The following is a 12795-nucleotide window of genomic DNA, read 5'->3' on the forward strand; positions in this document are numbered from 1 at the left end:
CGTTTCCAGGTTCCATTGAACGCAGGAAACGCTTGTCCTTGTCACCCTCACTGCCGCGTCTCGCGGCTCTGCTTCCGGAGCGACGGCTCGATGGCGGACTGAGCCCCGCGGCAATCGCGGGGCCGGCCGTCAATTGATCCCGGTGAGCTGGATTTCGAAGGTCAGGTCCTTGCCGGCCAGCGGATGATTGGCGTCCAGAACGACTTCCTCTTCGGAAACTTCGACGACCGTGACGGACATCATCTGGCCCGTCTCGGTCTGGGCCTGGAGCTGAAGGCCGACGGTGATTTCGACATTTTCCGGCATGTTCGCCCGCGGCACCGCCTGGCGGGCATCCGGGTTCAGCGGTCCATAGGCCTCGGCGGCCTCGACCTTCACGGTTTTTTCGTCGCCGACCTTCATTCCGGGAATGGCGCGCTCGAGGCCGGGAATGATCTGGCCGCTGCCGACCGTGAATTCCAGCGGATCCCGGCCCTCCGAACTGTCGAAGACGGATCCGTCATCGAGGGTGCCCTTATAGTGAAGACGAACCGTATCGCCGCTCTTGGCTTCGCTCATGGTGCTTATCGCAATTCTGTCTGGGAGGTGAGTTTTGAGGCCGCGTGCATCTGGCGGGTGCTCGTCGCAAGTCGTCAGCCTAGCGGAGCATGATCAAATGTAAAGAGTGACGCAAAGGATGCCGGGCAACAAAAAGCCCGGCGTTTCCGCCGGGCTTTCGCGTTTTCCGGTTTGTTGAAAACTGGAAATCTTAGTCGTCGGACTGCTGCTTCAGGGCAGCACCGAGGATGTCGCCGAGGGAGGCGCCGCTGTCGGAAGATCCGTACTGTGCGACGGCCTGCTTCTCTTCGGCGATTTCCAGAGCCTTGATCGACGCGGTCACCTTGCGGGTCTTCTTGTCGAACTGTGTGATGCGGGCGTCGAACTTGTCGCCAACGGAGTATTTCTCCGGACGCTGCTCTTCACGGTCGCGGGACAGGTCGGCACGACGGACAAAGGCGGTCAGGTCGCTGTCTGCGATCTTGACTTCCAGGCCGCTGTCCTTGACCTCGATGACCTCACAGGTGACGACGACATTCTTGCGAATTTCGCCGGCCGCACCGGATTCCATCGGATCGCCGGAGAGCTGCTTGATGCCGAGCGAGATACGCTCCTTGTCGACATCCACATCCAGAACGACGGCCTTGACCATGTCGCCCTTCTTGAACTCTTCGATGACCTGCTCGCCCGGACGGTTCCAGTCGAGATCGGACAGGTGAACCATGCCGTCCACGTCGCCCTCGAGGCCGATGAACAGACCGAATTCGGTCTTGTTCTTGACTTCGCCTTCGACTTCGGTGCCGATCGGGAACTGCTCGGCAAACGCATCCCACGGATTCTGCAGGGTCTGCTTGAGACCGAGCGAGATGCGGCGCTTGACCGGATCGACTTCCAGGATGACGACTTCCACTTCCTGAGAGGTGGAAACGATCTTGCCCGGATGGACGTTCTTCTTGGTCCAGGACATTTCCGAAACGTGGATCAGGCCTTCGATGCCCGGCTCCAGTTCGACGAATGCACCGTAGTCGGTGATGTTGGTCACGCGGCCGGTGAAACGTGTATCGACCGGGTACTTGGCTTCGATACCGTCCCACGGATCGGTTTCGAGCTGCTTCATGCCCAGGCTGATACGATGCGTTTCCTGGTTGACGCGGATGATCTGCACCTTGACCGTCTGGCCGATGCTGAGAACTTCCGACGGATGGTTGATGCGGCGCCACGCGATGTCGGTGACGTGCAACAGGCCATCGATGCCGCCGAGGTCGACGAACGCACCGTAATCGGTGATGTTCTTGACCACGCCTTCCACGGTGTGACCTTCCTCGAGGCTCTGGACCAGTTCCGAACGCTGTTCGGCGCGGGTTTCTTCCAGAACGACACGGCGGGACACCACGATGTTGCCGCGGCGCTTGTCCATTTTCAGGATCTGGAACGGCTGCGGAGTGTGCATCAGCGGGGTAACGTCGCGCACCGGACGGATATCGACCTGCGAACGCGGCAGGAAGGCCACGGCGCCGTCCAGATCGACGGTGAAGCCGCCCTTGACCTGGTTGAAGATCTGGCCGTTGACCTTTTCGTTCGCTTCGAAAGCAACTTCGAGGCGGACCCAGCTTTCCTCGCGGCGTGCTTTTTCGCGCGACAGGACTGCTTCACCCAGAGCGTTCTCGACGCGCTCCAGATAAACTTCAACTTCGTCTCCGACACCCATTTCGCCGTCGCGGCCCTTGGCGCCGAATTCCTTCAGCGGCACACGGCCTTCAACTTTCAGGCCGACGTCGATGACGGCCAGATCTTTTTCGATGGCAACAACGGTGCCTTTGACCACGGCGCCTTCGTAAAGGTCATTGTGGACGAAGGACTCTTCGAGAAGAGCGGAAAAATCCTCGGTTGAGGGATTGTAATCAGACATTTATTCTCCTGGGCGCCTTCAGGCGCACCGCCGGCGGGTTGGTGTTGCACTCCGGACTGTCAATCTCCCGGGATCGCGGTTTGCGCGTGATCCTTCCGCTTTATCAAGCGGGCCGGCGGGGCGGGAGACGGAAAATCCGGTCTCGTCACAGGCCGCCGGAAACAGGCGCCCTGCCGATATTTCTTGGTCGTTCCTAAAGAACTTGTGGTCTCAAGACCGAATGCGTTCGCGATACACAAACAGGGGCACACCAAGGGTGAGCCCCGTCCCGATCTGGCATCGTCAGGCGCGCGAAACGATATCCACCGCCGCCTGGAACGCGGTTTCTATATCCATTTCTGTCGTATCAAGCAAGACCGCATCTTCCGCTTGTTTCATCGGAGCCACCGTTCTCTGGCTGTCGCGCTCGTCCCGGCGCTTCAGATCTTCCAGAACGGAGGCGTAATTCGCCTCCTGTCCTTTGGCGATCATTTCGTCGGTCCGGCGGCGGGCGCGCGCTTGCGCGGAAGCCGTGACGAAGAGTTTCACCGTGGCGTTCGGATAGACCACCGTCCCGATATCCCGCCCGTCGAGGACGGCGCCGGGAGGCTTTTCGGCGAACCGGCGCTGCAGTTCGACCAGTTCCTGGCGCAGGCCGCCGAGAACCGCGATCCGCGAGGCGGCCTCGCCGATCTCGTGGGAGGACAGAACGGACTTGTCCATCTGCGCCAGATCGAGATTATGCGCGATCTCCACCGAAACAGCCTCGTCGCCCAGCGGCAGACCCTTGGCCAGCAGCGCGGCGGCGACCGCGCGGTAAGTCAGGCCCGTATCCAGATGGCGGAGGCCGAAATGGGTCGCCAGCCGCCGTGAGAGCGTTCCCTTGCCAGAAGCCGCCGGTCCGTCGATTGCGATGATCATGCGGCCTCGCTGGCGCCGGTAGCGAAATTCGCACCCAGGTCGGAAAACAGTGCCGTGAAGTCCGGAAAGCTGGTGGCGATGACCGCGCCATCGTCAACCGTCACCGGCTTGTGTGCGGCCATTCCCAGCACCATGAAGGCCATGGCGATGCGGTGGTCCAGATGGGTTTTCACCGTTCCGCCGCCGATGGCGTTTGCGCCGCCCGTGACGGTCAGCGTGTCCTCGGTCTCCACACAGGGAATGCCGTTGGCCTCAAGCCCGCGGGCGACAGCCGCCAGTCGATCCGATTCCTTCACGCGCAATTCCTCAAGCCCGGGCATGAACGTGTCGCCCTGGGCGAATGCGGCGGCGACGGCCAGCACCGGATATTCGTCGATCATCGACGGTGCGCGGTCGGCCGGCACGGTGATGCCTTTCAACCGGCTGGATTTCACCCTGAGGTCACCGACCTCTTCGCCGCCGGTTTCCCGGCGGTTGACGATCTCGATATCGCCGCCCATCTCGATCAGCGTGGTGATGAGGCCGGTGCGGTGTTCGTTCAGCAGAACGTTGCCGATGGTGACGTCCGATCCCGGAACGATCAATGCGGCGACGATCGGAAAACCCGCTGAAGACGGGTCGCCCGGCACGTCGATATCCTGTGGCTTCAACTCGGGCTGGCCTTTCAGCCGGATAACCCGCTCGCCTGCTTCATTCAGACTGACGGAAATCTCGGCGCCAAAGCCGGCCAGCATCTTTTCCGTGTGGTCGCGGGTCGGGATCGGTTCGATTACGACGGTCTCGCCCGGCGCGTTGAGCCCGGCCAGCAACACGGCGGATTTCACCTGGGCGGAAGGCATCGGCACGCGGTAGGTGAGCGGCAGAGCCTGTTCCGGCCCGCGAATCGAGGCGGGCAGGCGGTCGCCGTCCCGGGCAATCACGTTCGTGCCCATGTCGCGCAGGGGATTGAGCACTCGGCCCATGGGACGTTTGGAAAGCGATGCGTCGCCAATAAAGGTCGCGGCGATGTTGTGGCTGCCGAGGATGCCCATGGTCAGGCGCACCCCGGTGCCGGCATTGCCGAAGTCGATGACATGGTCCGGCTCCAGCAGGCTGCCGAGGCCGATGCCGTCGACCGTGTAGGACCCGTCCGGCTGTTTTTCGATCCTGGCGCCGACGGCGCGCATGGCGTCGGCGGTGGCCAGAACGTCTTCCGACTCAAGTAGGCCTTTTACGGTCGTACGTCCGACGGCCAGGGTGCCGAACATCAACGATCTGTGGGAAATCGACTTGTCGCCCGGCACGCGGATGGTGCCGGTCAGGGAGTTGCCCGTGCTGGAGGTGAGGGGCGCAGGCGCGGAATCATGTGACATTTTCAATGTCCGGAACTTGGAACGGTTGTCAAAAGGTGTCACGTCCTATCATGTGGATGCAGCGCCGTCATCCATCCGAGCGCTTGAAATTTGCCGCGCAACATGCAGAACAATGGGTGGAATAAGAAATTTGTCTGATTTGTCTTTGACAGGGGTCCAGCTTGACGCTATGGGGCGGCCCACAATTTCTGGAGCGTCTGCGATCGATTGAACGCAGGCAGAACGCTCTATCACTTTTGAATGGATCAGCTTTCCGATGATCAATCGAGCCCGGTTGGACATCTGTTGATCTCGACAACGACATAACGATGAGGGTGAGCACAGTGGCAAAACCTGAACTTGGCACAAAGCGGCTGTGCCCGAGCTGCGGCGCGAAATACTACGATCTCAATCGGGATCCGATTACCTGCCCGAAGTGCAGCACGGTTTTTGAAACCGTCATGACCGCGCGCGCCGCGAAAGCGGCGAAGGCGGCGGAAAAGCCCGAGGAAGAGGAAGACGACGACGACGTTGTGGCACCGGACACCGTGCCGCTGGAAGAAGCTGACGCGGAAACCGAAGACACAGGCGAAGTTGTCCCGGATCTGGAAGACGCGGAAGTCGACGTCGATGACGATGACACAGCCGATGACGGCGTTTTCATCGACGATGAAGACGAGGACGAAGACGAAGTCCCGCCGATCCGGGTCGAAATCGACGAAGATCCGGACCGCTAAGTCAATGATCGGGCAGGGATTTATCCCTGTCCGGGCGATTGCGGGCGATGCGAAAAAATTCGTTCCATTTTCTGCTTGATCTTGTCTGGAGGTGTGACTATGTTCCGCCTCCATCGACGCCGGAGACCCGATCCGGCCGGTTTTGGAATAAGGGGCCATAGCTCAGCTGGGAGAGCGCTTCGCTGGCAGCGAAGAGGTCAGGGGTTCGATTCCCCTTGGCTCCACCATTCCTCCTCCTTCACGAAAATCCGAATATATCCACCAGACCTGTCAGGTCGGGCGTGTGCGTGTTTTCCCGAATGAGTAGATCGGTGGGCGCTGAGCGACCCGCAGCCAATTTGTCCGTTGCCGGTATCAGGGCTTTATTGGAGCATGCGGCATCCAACGCGAGCCTCTGAGCGCCCGGTCGCGCTGAGCGATGAGGGACCGGTGACATTCACGTTCTGGGTGCCGAAGCCGACAAGAGCGCGAAAGACAGCCGGGGTGCGGGTCCAGCGCCGAAGTCAGATCGTCATGACGATCCGGCCCTCGATCTGCCCTGCCTTCATCCGGTCGAAGATGCTGTTGACGTCGTCCAGCGTTTCCTCGGTGTAATGTGCCGCAACCTTGCCTTCGGCTGCGAAGCCGAGGGATTCCAGCAGATCGAGCCGTGTGCCGACGATGGAGCCCCGGATGGTCTTGCCGTTCAGCACCGTATCGAAGATCGACAGGGGGAAGGCTTCCGGCGGCAGCCCGACGAGGCTCATGGTGCCGCCGCGCGCCAGCATGCCGACACCTTGCTGGAAGGACTTGCCTGCAACCGCGGTGACCAGAACGCCTTCCGCACCGCCGCCGGCCTGCACTTCGGCCACCGGGTCGGTTTCGAGTGCGTTGATCACCTGATCCGCGCCCAGTTTGCGGGCGAGTTCCAGCTTGTCGTTGGCAATGTCCACGGCGATCACATGCAGCCCCATCGCCTTGGCGTATTGCACGGCCATGTGGCCCAGGCCGCCGATCCCGGAAATGACCACGGTCTGTCCCGGGCGGGTGTCGGTTTCCTTCAGTCCCTTGTAGACGGTGACGCCGGCACACAGCACAGGCGCGGCCGCCGCAAGGCCAAGGCCGTCCGGGATATGCCCGACGTAGTCGGGATCGGCCAGAACGTAATCTGCGAAACCGCCGTTCACGCTGTAGCCGGTGTTTTGCTGGTCGTTGCAAAGGGTTTCCCAGCCGCCCATGCAATGCCTGCAATGGCCGCAGGCCGAATGCAGCCACGGAATGCCGACGCGATCGCCTTCCTTGACTGCAGTGACGCCGGCACCGACCTCGGCGACGATCCCCACGCCTTCATGCCCGGGAATGAACGGTGGATTGGGCTTGACCGGCCAGTCGCCGTTGGCCGCGTGAAGGTCCGTATGACAAACGCCGGAGGCTTTCACCTTCACGACGATCTTGCCGTCCGTCACCACCGGCTTCTCCACCTCGCAAATGTCCAGGGGCGCACCGAACTTGCGCACTACGGCGGCTTTCATGCTGACCATGCCTGATATCCTTCTCCATATCGATCATGAAGCCCTCGCTCTGCCGGATGTCCTTACGGGCAAGACCTTTTCGAGCATCGGGCGATAGCTTGACACAAACCGTTGAAATTCGCCTGCCTGATATAAAACGCCGGAAGGCCGGTGGCCCGGGAACACGGTTTCGTGCGATGCCGGAATTCATATGGAAGGCAGTCGGGTCACGCCAGTTCGTCCGATTACGTATCGGGATACGGGTTGGCCGAATTGCGGCAGCGGCAAACGGCGATGCGCCTGTCAGGCGAGGGAAGGATTATCGGTGGCACTGCGCCACATCACTTGTCCCGCCTGTCGGACCGACCGACCCATTCCAGCACCGGCGTCAACTGATAGAGCAGTACGGACAAGAGAATGGACACCACCGCGACGGTCCAGATCATGCCGTAGTCGAGATAGCCGCGCGACTGGTTGAGAAGATTTCCGAGGCCTTTTCCGGTGGCCAGCCACTCCGCGATCATGACGCCCAGCAGGGCCTTGGGCAGGGCGAGACGGGCGGCAACGAACAGCCACTGCCGGCTGGCGGGAATTGCGATCAGCCGCAGCTTGCGCAACGTCGAAGCGCCATAGGCGTCGACCAGGTCGAACGCGGCTTTCGGGATCATCGCAAAGCCTTGCGCAAGAACGACGAAGGCGGCGAAAAAGGTGACGGAAATGGTGATCACCAGCGTCACCGTTATTCCCCGCCCGAAGATCAGCACGGCCAGCGGCGTGAGTGCCACCAGCGGCATGGTCTGGGTCACCAGCGCGAAAGGCAGAAGCGCGCGCATCAGAAGAGGGGCGGCGAAGGAGAGCAGCGCCAGGGCGAAGGCGAAGCCGAGCCCGAGCAACATGCCGGCGATGGTGATCGGAACGGTTTCGGCAAGTGCTGCCAGCAGCCGGGTCTGCGCCGAAGCTGCGGTCTTGCCGGTGATGAGATAGTCGATCACGCCCATCGGCGTCTTGGCGATGATCGGCGACAGGTCCGCCCAGAACAGCATGCCCTGCCAGATCAGCAGCGGCATCAGGATCGCGGCGGCCAGCAGCAGCGCGCGGCGGAGGGGGGCTTCGTTTGCCGTTTCCGGTTCCGGGCCTGTCACGCCGATGTTCACCGCGCGGTTGAGCGATGTCGTGCGGGCGGCAAGGGTCGCCGACAGGGCGTAGCCAAGTCCGGCGATGGCTGTGGCGGTCAGGCCGATTCCCCAGAGACGGTCCGGTTCGGCACGCCCGAGAGAGCCGAGCAGAAAGGTGCCGAGGCCCCATCTGGCGCCGGAGCCGAACTCCGCCAGAACGGCTCCGAGAACCGCGGCAGGCGCCGCCACCTGGAACCCGCTCAGGATGGCGGGCAGGGCTGCTCGCAGCCGCAACAGCCAGAGTGTCCTGAGCGGACCGCCGCCATAGGCTCGAATGAGATCAACCGCTCGCGGATCTGCCGACCGCAGGCCGGCCATGGCGGCCGTCATCGTCGGAAAATAGACCAGCAGGGCGGCGAGGGTGATCCGTGCCGTTTCGCCGTCGAGCGCGATTACCAGCACCGGCGCGATGGCAATCGGAGGCACCGTGAAGGCGGCGATGTTGACGCCCCGGAAAATCCGCTCCGCCACCGGCCACAGACAGAAGGAGACGGCGGCGGCAAGTGCCACGGCGTTGCCGATGAGGAAGCCGAGCGAGGCCGTGTAAAGCGTGGCTGCGACATGCGGCCAGTATTCGCGCCATTCCGCCGCCAACCGCAGGAGGATTGCCGACAGGGGCGGCAGCGTGCCGTCGGCAACCAGTTTCAATTGTCCGGCAACTTCCCAGGCGGCCAGCAGCAGGAGGATCAGAACGCCCGTGGCGAGATGATCGCCAAACCGGGTCATGCGATTGTCCCGGCCTTTGCCGGAGCGTCTACAGGTGCGGCATCCAGGGTGGCGGCTTCTGCGGCGGCGCTGGCGGCCGAGGTTTCAGGATCCAGCAGGGCGGCGATCCTGTCGCACACATGATGAAACGCGGGGTCGCGCAGCAGCTCCGCGCCGCGCGGACGGGAGAAGGAAACCGGAATGTCGGCAAGCACCCGCGCGGGCCGGGGCGACAGCACGATGACACGGTCGGCCAGATAGACCGCCTCGTCGATGCCATGGGTGATCAGCAGCGTCGTCGGCCGTTTAGCCGACCAGATGCGCTGCAATTCGAGATTCATCTGCCGCCTGAGGATCAGGTCCAGGGCGCCGAACGGCTCGTCCATCAGCAGCACCCGGGGCTCGGTCGCCAGCGCGCGCGCGATGGCGACGCGCTGGCGCATGCCGCCGGACAGTTCGCCCGGGCGGGCCTTTTCGAACCCCTTGAGCCCGACCAGTTCGATCAGGCCGTTTATCTTCTCAGGGTCCGGACGCTTGCGCCCGAGCACCTCGAAAGGCAGACGGATATTGTCCTCGACGCTGCGCCACGGGAGCAGAGCCGCATCCTGAAATGCGACCCCGACCGCCCCCGAGCGGCAGATCGATCTTGGGCTGTCGCCGCCGATCCGCAGCGATCCGGAATCCTCGTTCTCCAGAGCCAGCGCCAGCCGGAGCAGCGTGGACTTGCCGCATCCGGACGGCCCCAGCAGGGCGGTGAAGGAACCGGCCGGACAGTCGAGCGAGAGATTGTCGATGACGGGCAGGGCCTTGCCCTTGATTGAAAACGCCTTGGAGACGTTCGTGAACTGAAGGGGAAGACCCTGCATTTCCGGTCAGCCTTTGATCTCTTCCAGGAGGCTCGTGTCGAACATGTCGGGCGTTGCCTTGATGCCGATCCGGCCAAGGGTCTCGATATTGGCATCGATCCCCTCCGCATCCATTGTAAAGATCCCGCCGGCATGTTCCATCAGCGGTTTCTGGGCACCGTTGAAGAAGACTTCGTTTTCGATGGTGCGGCCGGTTCCGGCAAACCAGGTGGACGCGAATTTCGGCGGATAGGCGGTGGTGTCGGCGAAGTTGGCATCCCAGCCCGCACGGCTGGCCTTCAACCAGGCGACCAGTTCGGCGCGTTTTGTCTTCAACACCTCTTCGGTTACCACGACCGTGTCGTTGTAGGTCTTGTAGCCGAAATCGTAGAGCAGGAAGCTGACGGCTTTCTCGCCGGACTGTTCTATCGTGAAGGGTACGTTGGTGGTGAAATCGAGCGAGGCGTCGATTTCGCCCTTTAACAACGGCGTCGGATCGTAGGCGTAGGGAACGATATTCACCTCCGAGCGGTCGATCCCGTTGATCGCCAGCAGGGCCTCGACCGAAATGACATTCACCGGCGGTACGGCGAGCGTCTTGCCTTTGAGTTCTTCCGGCGAGTTGATCGGCGTCTTGGCGAGTGAAACGATGCCGATCGGGTTCTTCTGATATTGCGCGCCGATGATCTTGAACGGTGCGCCCTGATCGACAATCGTCTTGATGGTCGTGTCCGGCGTGGTCAGCGCCAGATCCGCCTTGCCGGCGATGATCGAACTTTCGGGGATCACGTCCGGACCGCCGGACAGATAGGTCACGTCCAGGCCTTCGTTCTTGTAAAAGCCGTCGTCGATGGCGGCGAAGTAGCCGGCGAATTCCGCGTCGTTGATCCAGGCTGCCTGCATGGTCAGCGGAGTGGCGGCGTGGGCGCGCGAGACGAAGCCCGGCATGGCTCCTGCGGCTGCGCCGGTGCCCATGAGTTGCAGGAAACGGCGGCGGTTGGTCATTAGCGGCATCAAATGCATCCTTTCATTTCCGGGGAGGAGGTTTCAGGCGTCGAGGCCCCGTAGCTTGCGGAGTTCCTGAAGGGGGGGCGTCTGGGCGATCTGTTCGGGTTCGAGCAGGTCCCAATGAATGCCGCGGGGTCGTGTGCCGCGGTGTTCGATTTTGTGGAAGCGTTCGGGCGTGGCGATATGGTCGACCAGAATGTCCGTCGGACTGGGGAAGAGCTTGTCCTCGACCACCTGAACGTCATGCACGATCGCGGTCACCGGTGACTTGTCGTCGACAATGCCGAGTTCGGTGAACATGCCCCATTCCATGTCGAAAAAGCCGTGGCCCTTGCCAAAGCGCACGCCATCCAGCGAAACGGCCGAGGCGCCTGTGACCAGAAAGTCGAACCGGCCGCGCTCGGCGATCTCGGCAAGGGTGATCGGACGGCCGAAATGCTCCAGTCCGTCCAGCCAGGCGGCAAACAGTTCCTGGCCCTTTGGCACCATGTCCGGCTCCAGAAGCCAGAAGCCGCGATAGATCCCGTAGGTCGACACGACCATGGACTTGCCCGCCTCAAGCATGCGGCGGCGCAGATCGACGAGGCAATTGTCGGGAGTGATGAACGCATAGTCGCCGGTCTGGAAGAACGGCTGTTTCACGATCCGGTCCGTCGCCTTGTCCGAGCCGATGAAGTCGGGGATCACTTCCGCGAAATTCTTGTGAAATCTGGAGTCCGGCAAGGCTACCGCATCAAGCTTCGACCAGATTTTTTCGCGGACGATCTTGGTTTTGGTCACGTTAAGTTCCATTTGTTTCGGAATTGACATTTTCTGAAACAAGAGTTTCATAGACATTCTCACTTGTCACGTGTTTTTTCAAAACGGCTGTGAGAATGCTGAATCGCATGGCGATTCTGCGAAGGGAGCGAAGGGCAGGAATGGGAACTCGACTGGCGCTGCGGATCCAGGAACGTTACGAGGAACTGACCCCCTCGGAGCAGAAGCTCGCCCAGTTTCTGCTCGACCGGCCGGACGAGATCCTTGCCTCATCCGCCACCGAGCTTGCCAGGTTCACAGGCGTTTCCAAGGCGACGGCCGCCCGCCTGTTCCGCAATCTCGGCTACAATGATTTCAACGATGTGCGCCTGCAGGCGCGCGAGGAGCGCAACCGCACGGGCCCGGTTCAGCAGATCCCCATGCCGCAGGCGGCGGTGGACGAAACGGTCACCGTGCCGACACATCTGCAGGTCGAAAGCGCCAACCTGACGCGCACCTTCGAGGAGTTGCGGCCGGATGTTCTCAATGCCGCGGCGGAACAGATTGCGGGCGCCGGGCGCGTCTGGGTTGCCGGCCTCGGCATCGAAAACGGCATCGCCCGTTATCTGCGCATCCTCTTGACCCGCGTGCGTCCTGGCGTTCACATGATTTCCGAAAACGCGGCGACATGGCCTGAGGAACTGGCCTCGACCGGACCCAATGACGCCCTGATCATCATTGCCGTCCGCCCCTGGACCAAGCAGATCTCGACCGTTCTGACCTTCGCCCGCACCACGCGATTGAAGACCATTGTCATCACCGACCCGACCAACACCGGCAAGGCCCGGCGCAAGGAGGCGACGGTGCTCAACTGTCACGTCTCCACGCCCTGGAGCGAATTGACCCAGACCAGCGTCCTGTCCATGGCGCAGCTTCTTGCAGCGACAGTCGCCAACCGGATCGGCGGCCGCGCCAAGGCGCGCCGCGACCTGATCGCCGACCTCGCCGAGGAAATCGAATCCGGCGACATCTGAGCGCCGGGCAGGGGCGTCAATTCCGTGTGGTGCAACGGGGCTGGGACGTGGCAGGCCTATCGAATTTGCTCCGTCATTGCAGGGCCAGACCCACTGCTGTCCGGTTTAAATTGGATTAAGGTTTAGGGTCATCTGCCTTGTGTCTGTTTCCGGTGGTGGTTTGTGAGTGTTTAGTGCGTTGATTGTGCGTCGATGCATGAGGTTGAGGCGAACAAGGCGTGCGAAGGCGAGTGGTTGCTTGACTGCGGTCTGGGTCGCCTGAGCGGCTCTCAGCAGGATATAGGCGATCAAGGCGATGAAGATCTGGATGCGTACGGCATTCTCGGACGTTCCGAGGAAATGCCGGATCTTCAGGTTCTGCTTGATCCACTTGAAGAACAGCTCGA

The 12795-nt window shown here is 61.9% G+C and carries 11 protein-coding genes, 1 tRNA gene and 1 pseudogene; 3 read left to right on the forward strand and 10 right to left on the reverse strand.

Translation table 11 applies throughout. From position 1 onward, the window contains the following. Positions 1 to 129: 129 nt before the first annotated feature. The 4 genes from OA90_RS07940 to aroA form a co-directional block, all read right to left on the reverse strand. Complete coding sequence (locus OA90_RS07940; protein WP_068409175.1) at positions 130 to 558, reverse strand: peptidylprolyl isomerase; 429 nt, start codon at positions 556 to 558, stop codon at positions 130 to 132. A 190-nt stretch (positions 559 to 748) separates the two neighbouring features. After that, the gene (gene rpsA / locus OA90_RS07945) at positions 749 to 2446 is read right to left on the reverse strand and encodes a 30S ribosomal protein S1 (RefSeq protein WP_068409177.1); all 1698 of its coding nucleotides are present in this window, start codon (positions 2444 to 2446) and stop codon (positions 749 to 751) included. A 282-nt stretch (positions 2447 to 2728) separates the two neighbouring features. Further along, positions 2729 to 3346: a (d)CMP kinase gene (cmk, locus tag OA90_RS07950; protein WP_068409178.1), complete on the reverse strand. Its 618-nt coding sequence runs from the start codon at positions 3344 to 3346 to the stop codon at positions 2729 to 2731. Next, entirely contained in the window at positions 3343 to 4698 is a 1356-nt protein-coding gene (aroA, locus tag OA90_RS07955; protein ID WP_068409180.1) for a 3-phosphoshikimate 1-carboxyvinyltransferase, read from the reverse strand. Before aroA ends, cmk begins: the two co-directional genes overlap by 4 nt. 323 nt (positions 4699 to 5021) lie before the next feature. Here aroA and OA90_RS07960 point away from each other — a divergent pair, with 323 nt between their 5' ends. Next, on the forward strand, positions 5022 to 5414 hold the full coding sequence (locus tag OA90_RS07960; protein ID WP_068409182.1) for a TIGR02300 family protein: 393 nt from the start codon (positions 5022 to 5024) through the stop codon (positions 5412 to 5414). A 151-nt stretch (positions 5415 to 5565) separates the two neighbouring features. After that, positions 5566 to 5641: transfer RNA gene (locus OA90_RS07965), tRNA-Ala, on the forward strand. A gap of 276 nt (positions 5642 to 5917) precedes the next feature. Here the strand turns inward: OA90_RS07965 and adhP are convergent. From adhP to OA90_RS07990, 5 genes are all read right to left on the reverse strand, one after another. Next, on the reverse strand, positions 5918 to 6934 hold the full coding sequence (gene adhP / locus OA90_RS07970; RefSeq protein ID WP_068409183.1) for an alcohol dehydrogenase AdhP: 1017 nt from the start codon (positions 6932 to 6934) through the stop codon (positions 5918 to 5920). 311 nt (positions 6935 to 7245) lie between these two features. Next, positions 7246 to 8805 (reverse strand): ABC transporter permease subunit, encoded by a 1560-nt coding sequence (locus OA90_RS07975; protein ID WP_068409184.1) that lies wholly within the window; start codon positions 8803 to 8805, stop codon positions 7246 to 7248. Beyond that, the gene (locus tag OA90_RS07980; protein ID WP_068409186.1) at positions 8802 to 9650 is read right to left on the reverse strand and encodes an ABC transporter ATP-binding protein; all 849 of its coding nucleotides are present in this window, start codon (positions 9648 to 9650) and stop codon (positions 8802 to 8804) included. The genes OA90_RS07975 and OA90_RS07980 overlap by 4 nt, the downstream gene beginning before the upstream one ends. Positions 9651 to 9656: 6 nt before the next feature. Then, positions 9657 to 10643, reverse strand: a complete 987-nt coding sequence (locus OA90_RS07985) for an ABC transporter substrate-binding protein (RefSeq protein WP_068409259.1) — start codon at positions 10641 to 10643, stop codon at positions 9657 to 9659. A gap of 33 nt (positions 10644 to 10676) precedes the next feature. After that, on the reverse strand, positions 10677 to 11417 hold the full coding sequence (locus OA90_RS07990) for a 5-formyltetrahydrofolate cyclo-ligase (protein WP_156510423.1): 741 nt from the start codon (positions 11415 to 11417) through the stop codon (positions 10677 to 10679). Positions 11418 to 11557: 140 nt separating this feature from the next. Between OA90_RS07990 and OA90_RS07995 the strand changes: the two genes are divergently transcribed. Then, positions 11558 to 12409: a MurR/RpiR family transcriptional regulator gene (locus OA90_RS07995; RefSeq protein ID WP_068409263.1), complete on the forward strand. Its 852-nt coding sequence runs from the start codon at positions 11558 to 11560 to the stop codon at positions 12407 to 12409. 105 nt (positions 12410 to 12514) lie between these two features. Here the strand turns inward: OA90_RS07995 and OA90_RS28985 are convergent. Continuing rightward, a pseudogene (locus OA90_RS28985) lies at positions 12515 to 12795 on the reverse strand (IS4 family transposase); the annotation flags it as partial.

Source organism: Labrenzia sp. OB1 (genome assembly GCF_001624695.1).
Lineage (GTDB): Bacteria > Pseudomonadota > Alphaproteobacteria > Rhizobiales > Stappiaceae > Roseibium.